This is a genomic window from Bacteroides sp. BFG-606, from assembly GCF_024788145.1.
GTDB classification, from domain to species: domain Bacteria; phylum Bacteroidota; class Bacteroidia; order Bacteroidales; family Bacteroidaceae; genus Bacteroides; species Bacteroides vicugnae.
Genome location: NZ_JANUIL010000001.1, coordinates 347,474 through 364,303, shown reverse-complemented (window position 1 = coordinate 364,303; position 16,830 = coordinate 347,474). Strand labels below are relative to the sequence as shown.

Below are 16,830 nucleotides of genomic sequence, written 5' to 3'. Positions count from 1 at the left end.
GTTTATTTAATATTCAGTTCGAACGGAATACGTGCCTGAATCATGGATTGTTCTTGCAGATTTTTCAGTAAACCGAATTGCTGGTAGTACTCTCCTAATTTACTTTTCAGTAATTGTGATTCTACATAATTCGTCGGTTTCGTATCAAGCAGGGAAGACAGGAAATCTTGTTTCTCCGGATAAGACACAACGGTATAACCTTCGATACCGGCTTTTGCAACAGCAATATCCAGTGCCTTGTCAATACCACCTAATTCGTCTACTAATCCCAGTTCTTTAGCAGTTTCTCCAGTCCATACGCGACCTTCAGCAATCTTCTCAATAGCTTCCTTCGTCATGTGACGTCCTTCGGCACAACGAGTTACAAAGGTATCATATCCTTCAGTTATCATCATTTGAAGCAATGATTTCTCATCCTCGTTAAACGGACGCATGATATTTCCGAAATCAGCGTATTTATTCGTTTTTACGACATCATAACTTAAACCGATTTTATCAGTCAATCCTTTCACATTAGGAATCATACCGAAGATTCCGATAGAACCGGTCAGGGTAGTAGGCTCTGCAACAATCGTATCGGCAACGCAAGAGATATAGTAACCTCCTGACGCAGCATAATCACCCATAGAGACAATGACCGGTTTCTTTGTTTTCAGCTCTTTCACAGCATGCCAGATTTGTTCCGAGGCGAAAGCACTTCCACCTGGAGAGTTGACACGGAGTACAACAGCTTTCACATCATCATTATCTTTCAATTTGCGCAAGTCACGAATGACTTTCGAACCGACAATCCCATCTTCGGAAGTTGCAGAGCTCGGATAGTCTGTAATCTCACCGGATGCATAATAAACAGCTACGATATTACCGCTTTTATCTTTCGGCACATTTTTCCTTACGTTCATCATGTCGCCCAATCCTAATATAGGAAGATTATCATCTTCATTGATCTCTACCAATTTCTTAAGATAATTGCGCACATCATTGCGATAAATCAGAGTATCAGCCAATCCGCATTTTACACTCTCTTCTGCCGGATAGAACATGAGCATGCGATTTGCATAAACATTCAGTGAGTCTACAGAAATATTACGTGAAGTAGATACCCCTTCCGTAACCTGTCCCCAGATAGAAGTGATAAATGTGGTAACCTGTTCGCGGTTGGCAGGACTCATTTCCGTAGCAATAAACGGCTCTACGGCAGATTTGTAAGTTCCCACCTTGAACACCTGCATCTCAACTCCTATTTTTTGTAGCAGATCCTTGTAGAACAGGGGAGCAGAGGCGATACCCCGCCATTCAATCATTCCCTTGGGATTGAGCAACACCTTATCGGCTGCGCTGGAAAGATAATAAAGTCCCTGCGTGTAGGAGTCGGCATAAGCAATAACGAATTTTCCACTTTCTTTGAAGTCGAGCAGTGCGTTACGGATTTCCTGTAAAGAAGCATAGGAGGTGCCTAATGAATTTGCCTGCAGATAAATCCCTTTAATATTTTCGTTTTCTTTAGCCTTCTGGATGGAAGAAAGAATATCGTCCAGTCCGTATGTGTTAGATCCGTCACCCAACAACTGTGATAAAATACCCAGCGGATCTTCTTGCGTACGTTCAACCAACGTTCCGTTTAAGTCGAGCATCATTACAGAATTCTTTTTTACGATTGTTTCTGTGTCCGAAGCAGACATGATGCCAAACAACGTTACCATGCTGATTATAAATAATACAATACTTGACAAAATGATACCTGTCACCGTGGCAAGTGTAAATTTCAAGAAATCTTTCATTATACTTATTGTTTTTTGCGCCAGCTTGTTATTAAGCTAACAAAGATAAATAATTGAGTTGATATTTATTCAATAAGTCGTACGAATTTTTGTTTTATCACAGCGAATCCACATAAAAAGGAACTTCCTCCATTTAAGATTTAAGTATATTTGTCTGTATCAAATCCTTTTAAATGAGAAGAAATCTCTAATTTTGTGGCACAACTATTAATACATTGAATAATACTATCATGAAAAAACTCACGTCTATTCTTTTATTGCTCTTGTTTGTATGGACGGTACAAGCGCAAACTGCTCGTGAAGAGATCCGTGCAAACCGGTATTTATCCGCTAATAATTATTATGCATATCCTACGCCTACTGCTAAGCAGACAGCTGCTCCTAAGGGGTACGAACCTTTTTATATCAGCACATATATGCGTCATGGCTCACGGTATCTGATTGATCCGAATGATTATCGTTTCCCCAAGCAAACTTTATTAAAAGCCGACTCTTTAAACAAACTTACTGCAACAGGTAAAAACACACTGGATATTGTTTTGCGCATGGCTGATATGGCGGAAGGTCGTCTTGGTGAACTGACTTCGGTGGGAGCACGCCAACACAGAGGAATTGCAAAGCGTATGTATACTAATTTCCCACAGATATTTGCTGATGGAACAGAAGTGGATGCCCGTTCCACAGTTGTCATCCGGTGTATTTTATCCATGACATCCGAATGCCTCCAATTGCAGGCGATGAATCCTAATCTATGTATCAAGAATGATGCAAGTTACCATGATATGTATTACATGAATCCTCCTGCCAAGGATTTGAGTAAAATAGCTGGTTCCGATAAAGTGAAAAAGGTTCAGAAAGATTTTGAAGCTACCCATGTACGTCCGCAACGCTTGATGAAAACATTGTTTACAGACGAAGCGTATGTAAAAGCAAATGTTGATGAAGCGCGCCTGATGAGACGTCTTTTTGATTTGGCTTGTAATATGCAGAGTCATGATACAGATATGCAGCTATATTCTCTTTTCACAGATGAAGAGTGTTATGATCTATGGAGTTGTAACAACTTATATTGGTATCTGACACACGCTTGTTCTCCTGTAACGGATGGTTTGATGCCCTATCGGGAAGCCGACTTGTTGCGTAATATTTTAGATAGGGCAGATGCTGCTTTGAAAGAAGGTAAGAACCAGGCCACTTTGAGATTTGGCCATGAGTCTTGTCTGTTACCGTTAGTCGCTTTATTGGAACTGAATCATTATGGAGAATCTTACCCTGATGTAGAAAAGTTATCCGAACAATGGAGAGCGTATGATATTTTCCCGATGGCTAGTAACGTGCAATTCGTCTTTTTCCATAAAAAAGGAAGTAACGATGTATTGGTAAAAGTATTACTTAATGAAAAGGAAACTAAACTACCGGTGAAAACAGACGTAGCTCCTTATTACCACTGGAAAGATGTAGAAAGCTACTATCGTGAAAAATTAGATAAATATCAGCATATATAATGCGACATTAACTTAACATTATTATATTTACCATGAGAAGAAAAACCCCTTTTATGGCTGCAACTCTGGCAGCAGGCTTGTTCTTTTATTCTTCTTGTACTCCGGCTGAAAAGACGGATACAAAAGATTATACTCAATACGTTAATACCTTTATTGGTGGCGCGGACAACGGGCATACATTTCCCGGCGCATGTTATCCTTTCGGTATGATACAAACCAGCCCTGTGACGGGTGCAGTCGGTTGGCGTTACTGTTCTGAATATGTTTATGAGGATTCTCTGGTTTGGGGATTTACACAGACACATCTGAATGGAACAGGCTGTATGGATTTAGGCGATATTCTAGTGATGCCGGTCACGGGTACACGTGTCCGTGCGTGGGATGCTTATCGTAGTCATTTCCCTAAAGACAAAGAAGCGGCTACTCCGGGATATTACACTGCGGAACTTTCCGATCCACAGGTGAAAGCGGAACTGACAGCATCTATCCATGCTGCCCTCCACCGCTATACTTATCATAAAGCGGATTCTGCCTCTATATTGATCGACCTGCAGCATGGTCCTGCATGGAGAGAAGAGCAATATCATTCACAGGTCAACAGTTGCGAAGTAAATTGGGAAGATGCGCAGACACTGACAGGACATGTCAATAATACGGTATGGGTGAATCAGGATTATTTCTTTGTGATGAAATTCAACCGTCCAGTAGTCGATTCGATTTATCTTCCGATGGGAGAGACAGAAAAAGGCAAACGTATTATTGCCTCTTTCGATATGCAACCGGGAGACGAGCTGATGATGAAAGTGGCTCTTTCTACCACCAGTGTAGATGGGGCTAAAAAGAATCTGGAAGCAGAAATTCCTGCCTGGGATTTTGAAGGAGTGAAGACTGCTGCCCATAATGAATGGAATAACTATTTGAGTCGTATTGAAATAGACGGTACGGATGATGAAAAAACTAATTTCTACACTTGTTTCTATCATGCATTGATTCAACCCAATCAGATTTCGGATGTTGACGGTATGTATCGCAATGCCGCTGATTCTATAGTAAAAGCCGGAACGGGTACTTTCTATTCCACGTTCTCTTTGTGGGATACTTATCGTGCCGCTCATCCATTTTATACATTAATGATTCCCGAACGTGTGGATGGCTTTGTTAATTCTCTCATTGAACAAGGTGAAGTGCAAGGCTTCTTACCCATTTGGGGATTGTGGGGGAAGGAGAATTTCTGTATGATTGGTAATCACGGCGTATCAGTTATTGCCGAAGCCTATCGTAAAGGATTCCGTGGTTTTGATGCTGAACGTGCTTTCAATATAATAAAGAAGACGCAGACGGTGTCTCATCCGTTGAAGTCCGATTGGGAAGTTTATACAAAATATGGTTATTTCCCGACAGACCTGATAAAAGCTGAATCTGTATCTTCTACTTTAGAATCGGTATATGATGATTATGCTGCTGCCGATATGGCACGTCGTATGGGTAAAGAGGAAGATGCGGCATATTTTGCAAAACGTGCTGATTATTATAAGAATATGTTCGATCCGCAAACGAAGTTCATGCGTCCGCGCAAGGCTGACGGAACTTGGAAAGCTCCATTTAATCCAAGTGCACTAGGACATTCTGAAAGTATCGGTGGAGATTATACAGAAGGAAATGCATGGCAATATACCTGGCATGTACAACATGACGTACCGGGATTGATCCAGTTGTTTGGCGGTGAAGAGCCTTTCTTGAATAAACTGGATTCTTTGTTTACAGTTCAACTGGAAGGAGAGAGTTTGGCAGATGTTACCGGATTGATTGGACAGTATGCTCATGGCAATGAGCCAAGTCATCATGTTACTTATTTATATGCACTGGCAGGTCGTCCGGAACGTACACAAGAACTGGTTCGTGAAATATTTGATACTCAATACAAGAACAAACCTGACGGACTTTGTGGGAACGATGATTGCGGACAGATGTCTGCCTGGTATATGCTTAGTGCGATGGGATTCTATCCGGTAGATCCGGTGAGTGCGGAATATGTATTCGGTGCTCCGCAATTACCGAAGATGACTTTGCATTTGGCTGATGGCAAGACTTTCACTATTATTGCAGAGAATCTATCGAAAGAACATAAATATGTAGATAGTATTACATTGAATGGTGAACCATATACGAAGAAAACAATCTCACACGAAGAGATTGTAAAAGGTGGTACACTGGTGTATAAGATGAAGTAAATTCTCAAGTATTCTCACTGTGATGAGAAAAAATTCTCATCACAGTGAGAAACTTTTCTCATTACTATGAGAATTTATTCTCAATATGGTGAGAATAATATCCTTTTTAAAGCATACGGAAACGCCTTTTTGAATCAGTCGGAACCCTCTTTGCTTATTATTGCACAGTCTTGCTCACCTCTATACGTTGCTTTTCAAACTTCTCGCTATTGTTACTACGGTTACTGACTTCTTTGCACTGGATGGGTGCACTCATTTCGAGCAAGCGTAAGATCTCATTCAAAGATTCACCCTCAAAAGTCGCCTTATAGGAATATTTTCCTAATTCGGCATCTTTCAAAATAAACTCCACATTATAAGTTTGCCCCAAACGCTTGAATACATATTCCAGTGGATCGTCTCTAAAAATGAGTACTCCATCTTTCCATGAGCACCATTTGTAAGTATTGGTTTTGTTGACGTTATACAAAGAAGTTACCAGATTATAGTCAATCTTCTCTCCCGGTGAAAGGGAAATTGTTTTTTTCTTGTCAAGAGTTACTGCTACCTTTCCTTTTACTAATGTCACAGCTGTTACATTGTCCGAAGTATATGCGTTCACATTGAATGCTGTGCCGGTAGCTTCTACAGTCAGTTCTTTCGTTTGTACGATGAAAGGATGTTCCTTATCGGATTCTACTTCAAAATAGGCTTCACCTTGCATTGAAACCACTCTTTGCTTATCATTGAATTGAGTAGGATATTTTAGAGAACTTCCGGCATTTAACCAAACCTTAGAGCCGTCGGGCAGATTCACTACCGACCAAGTGCCGTAAGGAGTGAATAACTCCTGATAAGTTTCCGCAATTTGTTGAGCTGGCCTAAAATAAAGATAAGCGGATAATATCAGTAGAGGAAGAAGTAAGATAGCTGCAATTTGCTGCCAGTAGTGCAGGAAAGATAACTTAGGACGGACCGCTGCCGGTTGATTTTGATGAAGAATCTGCTCCATAACTTTTCTGTGCGCGCTGTCCACATCTATCTCTTCCGGATTAAAAGCCGGGTGACTGACTTCCCACACATTCTTTTGTGACAGAAAGCTCCTGTAGTTTTCGGGAGTAGCCGATATCCAATCTTCCAGTACCTTTATTTCTTCTGGTGTAGCCTCTTTCGAGAGATATTTGGAAATTATAATTTCTATGTCTGAATCTTTATTTATCATATGCATTTTACCTTATATATAATAGACGTTTCAGAAAGAAAATCCCACATCCATTAGTGGAAAAGAAAGAAGAGAAGTAGCAAATAAAAATCTTTTAATAAAAAGCGAAGCTGCTTCAATGCCTTGCTGATGCGTACTTCCACTGTTCTGACAGAGATATTGAGGCGATTGGCTATTTCCTGATATTTAATATTTTCTAACCGGCTCATTTCAAATACTTCTCTTTCCTGGGGAGGTAATTGCTCCAATGCATTTTTGAGTTGCCGGCATAAATCGGAGTACAGTATGTAGTTTTCCGTTGTATCTATATCTATAGAGCCCGATTTAAGTTCATAAGCAACGTGTTCATCTATAATCCTGCGATGGCGCAATTCATCCAGGCAGTAGTTCCGGACTGCTTTCAGTAAATATGATTTTAGTGAATTCTCAATTTCCAGTGTTTTCCGGTCATTCCATAATTTGAGAAAGATATTCTGTACAATATCCTCGCAGGTAGATTTCTCTGGAATGTAAGTACCGCCAAACAACACCAGATCTTTATAATAGGCATGGAATAATCGGGTAAAAGCCTGTTTATCATCCTTTTTCAGTGCTATTACCAGAAAACGGTCGTCGGAAGTCTGTTGTTGGATATTTGACATAGTATTGTAGTAGAGATTCTATTGTTGGGGGTAAAAATAGAAAGATTATTTGGGATAAACGATAGTTTGATGAAAAAATAGTCAGGATGAAAAAATTATGTGATATGGAATGTGGCTTTTATTTTTAGAAACGTCTTATTGATAGCTACGAGAGAAAAACACATTTATTAACCTTTAAATAATACAAGCCATGGGAAAGACATAATCAGTGAATCTTACTTCCGAAAAAACTGATAAAAAAGGAAGGTCTGACTCACCTTCCTTTCCAAAGATTCAGTTATTCGTTAATCAACTTATTTGTAGAACCAATAACCAAACATGTAAAGGTATGAAACTTATTTCAATTAGAAAAATGAAAAAGAGAATTAATGTACCTGCGAATGTAAAAATGGGGAGAATTTGTGCTATATGGTTGTTTTGTATAGCTCTGCAAGCCGTCAGTATACCTATCCTTGCACAATCCGCCAAAATTACATTACGACTGAAGAACGTGACTGTAGAGGAGGTCTTGACTAGTATCGAAAATCAGACAGAATATCGCTTCCTGTATAACAAAGATATTGTTGATGTTAGCCGTATAGTAAGCATTTCTGTGAAGAATGAACTGATGACTCTGGTACTGGATAAACTTTTTAAAGGCGAAGGAGTATCTTATACGATTGAAAAACGCCAGATTGTATTAAACAAGGTTTCATCTCAACAGCAGGATAACAAGCCGACAGTCAAGGTGACAGGAAAGGTCGTGGACGAATCTGGAGAGACTCTTCCGGGAGTGACTGTGATGATAGAGGGGGTGACTCAAGGAACCATCACCGGTATAGACGGCAATTATCAGTTGCAGGTTCCGGAAGGTTCGACACTGAAATTTACTTCAATAGGTTACACTACATATACGCAGAAAATAACCAGGCCGATGACGTTGAACGTGACGATGAAAGAGGATTCAAAACAATTGGATGAGGTTGTTGTGGTAGGTTATGGAACGACCACCCGTAAGAATCTGACCACTTCTATTGCAACGGTCAAAACAGAAAAAATATCAAGAGCCGCAACAAGCAATATGTCACAGATGCTGCTTGGGCGGGCCGCCGGACTGGAGGCTACATTAACAAGTCCACAACCGGGTGGAGCAGTTGATCTTTCAATTCGTGGTGCAGGAACTCCTATATTTATTGTGGATGGAGTGATGATGCCTTCCACCTCTTTAGAGGTTGGAAACGGAAATCAGGTCATGCCTAATTCGATCAGTCGTTCGGGGTTGGCCGGACTTAATCCTGCTGATATTGAATCTATTGAAGTATTAAAGGATGCCTCTGCCTCCATTTATGGAATTGGCGCGGCCAATGGAGTCGTATTAATCACCACGAAGAAAGGTACTGAAACCCGTCCACAAATCACTTATGAAGGAAATTATTCTATTGTGAAAAACTATCCGTATCTGGAGCCTTTGAGCGGAGAGGAATATATGAATGTTGCTAACATTTTCAATAAAGAAAACTATTTATTTACGAACGGCATGTATCCCTATGGCGATAAACCTTTTGATAATAAATGGGTGCCTCAATTCTCACCTCAACAGATAGCTGCCGCTCAAACAACAGACTGGCTGGATTGTGTGTTGAAAGATGGTAGTATCAATAACCATAACATCACAATTACAGGAGGATCTAAACTTCTGAAATATTACTTGTCCGGAAACTATTATAAACAGGAAGGTACGGTAGAAAACTCTGCAATGGAGCGTTATGCTCTTCGGACGAACATATCTTCACAATTGCTTCCATTTCTTAAGTTGACTGCAATTGTCAATGTAAATGAGAATGAATATACAAACTCAACTTCCGGTGGTGGAGGTGGTGGTAATGGTTATGATGCTATCCAATCGGCATTGACTTATCCTTCTTATTTGCCGATCAGGGATGCGGCAGGAAATCCTACTTTATATTCGAACTATCCCAATCCTGCAGAAATGGTAAAAGTGAGCGACCGCACCAAAACGAGCGGTTATTATCTAAACTTTGCTGCCGATGTGGATATAATCAAGGATATGCTGTCGTTCCGTTTGATGTATGGTATCAATAAGGAGAATGCTAATCGTAACCTTTATATTCCTTCTGATATTTATTTTATGGATATGTATAAATCGAGAGGACATCTGGGATATGTTGAGCGTAGAAACCAAACCATGGAAGGTACGCTGACTTTCAAAAAGCAGTTTGGAGATTTGTTGCGTGTTGATGCCGTAGTGGGTATGGGAAGATATACAAACGATTCAAATGGACTTGAACTTGACTACGAGCAGATTAACGATCACATTGCGGCTGATAAAGTGGAAGCTGCGGAAGGTGCTTTCTATCCGACTTCTTTCAGGGCAGCCGACGAACGTCGTTCTCAATTTGCCAGGGCAAGTGTGGATTTGCTTGACAGGTATGTGGTTGCGGCTACTATCCGCCGGGATGGAACGGACAAATTTTTTCCGGGAAAGAAATATGCCTATTTCCCTTCAGTGTCATTAGCCTGGAAATTATCTAACGAACCGTTTATGAAGCATATATCATGGATTGACCAGTTGAAGATTCGTGGCAGTTATGGACAGACAGGTAATGACAACTTGGGCAGTTCACTTTATGGAACTTTCAGTCTGGCAGCCCAATACATCAAGTTCTCTAACAATTCAGTGACTTATGTACCCTATCTGCTTAGCGGTCCTGATTACCCGAATGTAACTTGGGAAAAGACTACCATGAAGAATATAGGTGTAGACTTTTCTGTGTTGAAGGATAGAATCTGGGGAAGTTTCGATATGTTTCGTAATGATGTGACCAACTTGCTGGGATATGATTCTTCCTCTCCGCTTAGTATGACATCTTCCGTCCCGATGAATTATGGACATTATGTACGTTATGGATGGGATGCAACTATCAATTCACTAAACTATGAAATCCCCCGTGTGTTTAAGTGGACGTCACAATTGACCTTATCACATCATAATGCCGTTTGGAAAGAACGGATGCCCAATTATTATTATGAAGAATATCGAATCCGTAAAAACGAGCCGGTGAATGCTTATTACTATTATGAAACGGAAGGCATAATCAATATAGATAAAAGCAATATGCCCGAATCGCAGAAATCTTTACCGGCAGATGCGCAACAACCCGGCTATCCGATTATAAAGGACGCGAATGGGGATAATAAAATAACGATTGATGATGTAAAGATGCGGAATACACTTCCGAAAATTCACATCGGATTTGGAAATACGTTCGTATACAAAGATTTCGATCTGGATATATTTATGTATGGACAATTCGGGCGTACACGTTATAATTATGCATATCGTTGGGCGCTTGTCGGAGATGTGTATTACACAAGCCCGAAGAACTCGAACAAATATGTATATACTATCTGGAACTCTCAAACGAACCAGAATGGAAACCGGCGTGGTATTGCTTCGACAAAGGCTGTCGCTTTGCCCGGTAACGTAGGGTTTGAAGAAGATTATCAGAATGCTTCGTTCGTACGTGTCAGGAATATTACTCTAGGATATAATCTCTCGGGGAAGAAGCTGGGAAGAATAGGTGATTATGTAAGTTCTATCCGTGTTTTTATTGATTGTCAGAATCCGTTGACTTTTACCAAGTTTGTTGGGGTCGATCCTGAAATAAAGACGGGTGGCGACGGCTCCAAGGCGGAATATCCGATGACAAGAACATACTCCTTCGGAGCAAAAATATGTTTTTAAGAGAACCTGTAACGAAAGAAAAAATTGAAAATATGAGCAAGAATAAATTATTTAAAGTATTTATCATGATTGCATTTATCATGTGCAGTTGTGAGGATAATTTTGATCCGAAGATGTATGGCACATTGAATGTTTCTAATTATCCGGTGACTGAAGCCGAATACGAATCATTTATGATGACCTGCTATATGCCTTTTACTACTACATGGACCTATTGGATTGGTGCCGGTACGAGTGGCAACCAGCATGGTTGGTATATACCTGCCGGAGGCGTACTGAAATTCTTTGATTATCCGACCGATGAGATGGCGGTGTGGAATAATGGTTGGGGAGGTGGATACTACTTCCTTTCCAAAGCCGATTTCAGTCAGTGTGTCTATTATACGAGTGGTACGTTAAGTGACGAAAGCCCGAATCATTTTCCGAAAGTAAGTGAGATTTCCTACTTCACCAATGTGATTGGTACTTTGGAGAAAGCTTCTACCGAGGTCGTTTCCGAGGAGCGTAAAAGGGAGTTTATTGCCGAGGCCCGTCTTTGCCGGGGATTGATGATGTATTATTTATTGCATGTATATGGACCTGTTCCTTTGATTGTTGATCCGAACGATCTGATTAATCCTTCAAAACTGGAGAATCTGGTACGTCCGACATTGCAGCAAATGACGGAATGGATTATGGCTGATTTTGATTATGCTTATCAGTATATTGCAGATACTCAGCCGGAACAAGGACGTTACAATAAGGACTATGCACGTGTGTGCATCATGCGGCATTGCTTGAATGAAGGTTATTATATGTCCGGTTATTATCAGAAAGCGATTGATATGTATAGCGAGTTGAAGGGGCGGTATAGCCTTTTCAAAAAAGGAGATAATCCTTATATCGAGCAATTTAAAAATGCCAATAATTTCAATTCGGAAGTGATTATGGCTGTCAGTTGTGATGAAACGGCGGATGGTACGAATAAGTCCGGTAATTTTAATCCGCTGATGATGCTCGCTACTCCTGATAATGCGGCGAGAGTGGACGATCAGGGAAATCCCACTCCTTTTTATCTGCAAGGGCAGGGATGGGGACAAACCTTTAACGTGTCTCCGAAATTCTGGGATACGTATGATCCTTCGGATAAGCGTCGTGATGTCATCCTGACTAAATATTATACGACAGCCGGAACTTGGATTGACCGGAATACAACCACATGGGACGGATTTATAATTAATAAATTCCCGGTTGAAACGGCTACGGCTTTTCAGGGGACTGATATACCGTTGGCCCGTTGGGCGGATGTCTTGTTGATGTATGCGGAAGCTGAAGTTCGTAAAAACAATGCTGCTCCGTCTGCTGACGCTGTTGCTGCAGTGAATGAAGTGCGTAAACGCGCCGGACTGGATGATCTTCCGGCATCGGCAACAGCTAGTGCCGAAGCTTTCCTGGATGCTTTACTTACCGAAAGAGGACATGAAATGTTGTATGAAGGAATGCGTAAAATAGACCTCATCCGGTTTAATCAATATGCACAGCGTACGGCGAAGATAAAAGGAGTGGCTCCTACACATCAATATGTGCCTATTCCCAATTATGCGGTTCAGCAAGCTTCGGAATCTTATGGAAAAGTGCTGGTACAGACATTTGAGCGTGAGGGATGGAAAGCAGATCTTGCGGCAGCTCGCAATTAATGTCGTCATTCATGATTGTTAAACTAGAGATCTTAAGAAAAATGAAAAAGATATACGTACTATTCATATCATCGTTACTGCTCTTTTCGTGTGCAAAAGATGATATTAGTAAGCCAAGTGAATGGCCGGAGTGGCCTACGCCTTCAAAACCTAAAATAGAAAATGCTGTATTGCGGGGAGTGAATGGTGAAACGGTTGTGGCGGCTGGTGATAAAGTTAAATTCACCGCACAGATAAGTGATGAGTATAATGATCTGGTTTCATTCCAATTACTGGTAACAATGGATGGAGCCGAGATTTTGAACTTGTCCAAGGGATTGAGCGGACGTTCTGTAGTTATTGAAGAGGAAGCAACTTTGCCCTTTGTTGCCGGTTTTCAGAACGGACGTCCTGTGGTAACCATCAAAGCTGTAAATGATTTAGGAGGCAATGAATCGACCCTGACCTTGGATGAGGCCGCAAGTGTGGCGGTGACCCGTCCGGAAACACCTTCCAAATTATACCTTGTTGATGATTTGGGAAATGTGTATGAAATGGACAAGGAGAATCAGAATGAAACGGATTATAGTTTCCGGACGAGTGCAGCGGATTTGACTGGAATTGGAGACCATTTTAAAGTTGCCGAAAAGATAGTAAACAATAAACCTGATTATTCCGGTTTGGTATGGGGGTATTCGGACAATAAGATTTCGATTGTGACTGATGATACAGCTACTTCGATTCCGACTCCTAAGGTGGGGAGTTATATATTGGAGAATATCACTTTTGATATGTTGAGTTTCTCGACCGATAAGACACTGGCATATAGCATTGATATTGACAAGTCCCGATTCTTTGATGTGGGAGGCGGATATATTCAGTTGGATATTGAATTGGTAGAGAGTGCCAAGATTAATTTTATAGGTTTTGGCAGTGATGTCACCAATATGCTCCGGCCCGAATTTTTTAAAGATGTTTCAGGGAGTAAAGCAAAATTCGATGGTCCGTCGGTACTTTATAACTTGAAATATAATACATCAAATGGTTTCATGTATATGGAACGGCCGCGGGATGTTTTCTATCCGGAGGTGATGTATATTCTTGGTACTGGAGTTGGCTTTCCACGTGAACCTTATGTGGCTACGCTTGCTTGGGACTTCGCATATCCTCACCAATGGTTCTTCTTTAAAAAGGTCGGTGCAAGTACTTTTGAAGCAGTCGTATACATTGACCAAACGATGGGATTTAAATTTTATAGAGGATATGGTTGGGCACAAGAGGAGGATACAAAGAATTTATATACAGTGGAGCCTGTTAACTTGATAACAAGAAATGCTCCCGGTGATCTAATTCCGGGTCCTGATTTTAAAGCCGGACTTTATACGATACATATTGATAAAGCCAAAGAAGTGATACGATTGACTCCTTATAATTAAGAGAGAATCAATATTAATAGTCTTTAATTTAATATTCAATAGAATTATGTATATATCAATGAAAGCATATAGTAAGAAGTTGTTGGTTGCATTCTTTTTTTCGATGTTGCCAATGGTATTGATGTCTTGTTCGATGGATCCGGAGAAAGCCTCTTTCTCTATTTCCGGAGATTTGGGGAAGTTGCAGATCAGCAATGACGGGTTTACGGAAGTTTATTCGATAAAGTCTAATACGGAGTGGAAATTTGTTAACGAGACCGATCAGTCTTGGGCTACCATTTCTCCGACTAAAGGGAGCGGGAACGGAAAAGTGACAATTACTGCAAGTGCGAATGCGGGAGCCGGACGTACGGCTGTATTTCGTGTGGTACCTAATGGGGTGAAGACACAGGAAATAGAGATTGTTCAGGGCAACTCCTATATCCCTACAACTGATGGGGAGTTCCCGATTATAGCATGGACTGGGGTGGAAGCGGACAAGTCGTTGGAGAAATTTCCGGTAATGAAAGCATCCGGCATTAATATTTATCTGGGATGGTATGATGATTTGGAGACAACATTGAAGGCGCTTGACGCTGCACAGAAAACCGGAGTGAAAATGATAACTTCTTGTAAAGACCTTTTGTCTGTTGCTACTGCTGAAGAGGTTGTAAAAGCAATGATGAACCATCCGGCTTTGTATGCCTATCATTTGAAGGATGAACCGGAAGTGAATGATTTGCCGGGCTTGGGCGAATTGGTGAAGAAGATTAAAACCATCGACAGTCATCATCCTTGTTATATAAATCTGTACCCCAACTGGGCCTGGGGAAAAGAACTTTATTCTGAAAATGTAAAGTCGTTTATAGAGCAGGTGCCTGTACCGTTTATATCCTTTGACAATTATCCTATTGTATCTATAAATGGTGCTCCCAGCATTGTCCGCCCGGACTGGTATCGGAATTTGGAAGAAATATCAGCGGCTGCCAAAGAGAGTAATAAACCTTTTTGGGCGTTTGCACTTGCGCTTTCCCATAAACTGGATGAAACTCATTTTTATAAAATACCGACATTGCCCGAGTTGAGATTACAAGTTTTCAGCGATCTGGCTTACGGTGCACAGGCAATCCAGTATTTTACTTATCGCGGACTTCAACATGATGAGCCGACCGAAGTATATGATTTGGTCAAGACTGTCAATCAGGAGGTGCAACAGCTTGCAGGTATATTCTTGGGAGCGCAGGTTATTTCAGTGTCTCATACCGGAAGTGAAATACCGGAAGGAACTACAGTGTTGGGAAGTTTGCCGGCCCCTATAAAATCATTGACAACGAGTGATACGGGTGCTGTTGTTTCTGTATTGGAGAAAGATAATAACCAGTATCTTGTAGTTGTAAATAAGGATTTTCGTAATGTGATGAATCTGGCAATTGATGTGGACGGTTCTGTAAGCAGAGTGCTGAAGGATGGTTCAACTGTAAGTCCGGACGGTTCTACGATAGTGGTTGAACCGGGGGATATGGTCATATTTACATGGAGAAAATGAATAAAGGTTTCTAATTAGATAAAGTAAAATTCGATTATGAAAAAGATATTACTCTCGTTTTTTATTGGTATTATGTTAATTGCCTGCAGTCAGAAAACAGTCTCTGTTCGTGAAATCTGGACAAAAGAGCAGGCTAATGAATGGTATCAACAATGGGGATGGCTCCGTGGGTGTGATTTTATTCCGAGCACGGCAATCAACCAATTGGAGATGTGGCAGGCTGATACTTTTGATCCGGTGACTATTGACCGTGAACTAGGCTGGGCAGAAGACATCGGAATGAATTGTATGCGTGTATATTTGCACCATCTGGTTTGGGAAACGGATCAGGAAGGTTTTAAGAAACGTCTTAATGAATACCTTACTATTGCCGATAAGCATCATATCTCTACCATCTTTGTCTTTTTGGATGATTGCTGGAATCCTACTTACCAGGCAGGAAAACAACCGGAACCACAACCGGGAGTACATAATTCGGGATGGGCGCGTGATCCGGGGGATCTGTATTATAAAGGTGATACGGCAGTGATACTTCCGGTCTTGGAGAATTATGTGAAAGACATTCTTACCACCTTTAAGGATGATAAGAGAATTGTGTTGTGGGATCTATATAATGAGCCCGGTGGTTCGGGTGGATATAGATACGGTGAAAGAAGTCTGCCGTTATTGCAGAAGATATTTACGTGGGGACGAACGGTTAACCCGTCGCAACCTTTGTCGGCCGGAGTCTGGGATATGAGTTTGACTAATTTGAATAAGTTTCAGTTGGAAAATTCGGACGTGATAACCTATCACACATATGAAGGTTTGGATTCGCATCGACAGCTCATTGACACGTTGAAGCAATATGGGCGTCCGATGATTTGCACGGAATATATGGCACGTACTCAAAACAGTACTTTTCAGGATATCATGCCAATGCTGAAGAAAGAAAATATTGGTGCAATCAACTGGGGACTTGTAGCCGGAAAGACAAATACAATCTTTGCATGGGATACTCCGTTGCCTGACGTAGCTGAACCGTCCTTGTGGTTCCATGATATTTTCCGTGGCGATGGGACACCTTATTCAATAGAAGAAGTGGAATGTATTCGTTCATTAACTAAATAA

10 protein-coding genes are annotated in these 16,830 nt (G+C 41.0%); 7 read left to right on the top strand and 3 right to left on the bottom strand.

Annotation, left to right across the window (positions count from 1 at the left end):
- Positions 1-2: 2 nt before the first annotated feature.
- Positions 3-1,781, bottom strand: a complete 1,779-nt coding sequence (sppA, locus tag NXV01_RS01380; RefSeq protein WP_234133833.1) for a signal peptide peptidase SppA — start codon at positions 1,779-1,781, stop codon at positions 3-5.
- A 230-nt stretch (positions 1,782-2,011) separates the two neighbouring features.
- Between sppA and NXV01_RS01375 the strand changes: the two genes are divergently transcribed.
- Positions 2,012-3,286 (top strand): histidine-type phosphatase, encoded by a 1,275-nt coding sequence (locus tag NXV01_RS01375; protein ID WP_148367142.1) that lies wholly within the window; start codon positions 2,012-2,014, stop codon positions 3,284-3,286.
- Between the two features lie 32 nt (positions 3,287-3,318).
- A complete protein-coding gene (locus tag NXV01_RS01370; protein ID WP_195650400.1) occupies positions 3,319-5,517 on the top strand; it encodes a GH92 family glycosyl hydrolase in 2,199 nt (732 codons plus the stop codon).
- A 157-nt stretch (positions 5,518-5,674) separates the two neighbouring features.
- On the opposite strand, the gene NXV01_RS01365 is transcribed toward NXV01_RS01370, so the two are convergent.
- Positions 5,675-6,718, bottom strand: a complete 1,044-nt coding sequence (locus NXV01_RS01365) for a FecR family protein (protein WP_234133835.1) — start codon at positions 6,716-6,718, stop codon at positions 5,675-5,677.
- A gap of 53 nt (positions 6,719-6,771) precedes the next feature.
- Entirely contained in the window at positions 6,772-7,359 is a 588-nt protein-coding gene (locus NXV01_RS01360; protein WP_148367145.1) for an RNA polymerase sigma-70 factor, read from the bottom strand.
- Between the two features lie 328 nt (positions 7,360-7,687).
- On the opposite strand from NXV01_RS01360, the gene NXV01_RS01355 reads away from it, so the two are divergent.
- From NXV01_RS01355 to NXV01_RS01335, 5 genes are read left to right on the top strand one after another with little or no spacing between them, the layout of a single operon-like run.
- Positions 7,688-11,104 carry a SusC/RagA family TonB-linked outer membrane protein gene (locus tag NXV01_RS01355; protein WP_148367146.1) on the top strand — a complete coding sequence of 1,139 codons (3,417 nt, stop codon included), beginning with the start codon at positions 7,688-7,690 and terminating at the stop codon, positions 11,102-11,104.
- Between the two features lie 32 nt (positions 11,105-11,136).
- A complete protein-coding gene (locus tag NXV01_RS01350; RefSeq protein ID WP_259021596.1) occupies positions 11,137-12,780 on the top strand; it encodes a RagB/SusD family nutrient uptake outer membrane protein in 1,644 nt (547 codons plus the stop codon).
- Complete coding sequence (locus tag NXV01_RS01345) at positions 12,780-14,195, top strand: DUF5125 domain-containing protein (RefSeq protein ID WP_195650414.1); 1,416 nt, start codon at positions 12,780-12,782, stop codon at positions 14,193-14,195. The genes NXV01_RS01350 and NXV01_RS01345 overlap by 1 nt, the downstream gene beginning before the upstream one ends.
- A gap of 46 nt (positions 14,196-14,241) precedes the next feature.
- Complete coding sequence (locus NXV01_RS01340; protein ID WP_195650397.1) at positions 14,242-15,720, top strand: BACON domain-containing protein; 1,479 nt, start codon at positions 14,242-14,244, stop codon at positions 15,718-15,720.
- A gap of 36 nt (positions 15,721-15,756) precedes the next feature.
- On the top strand, positions 15,757-16,830 hold the full coding sequence (locus tag NXV01_RS01335) for a cellulase family glycosylhydrolase (protein WP_195650396.1): 1,074 nt from the start codon (positions 15,757-15,759) through the stop codon (positions 16,828-16,830).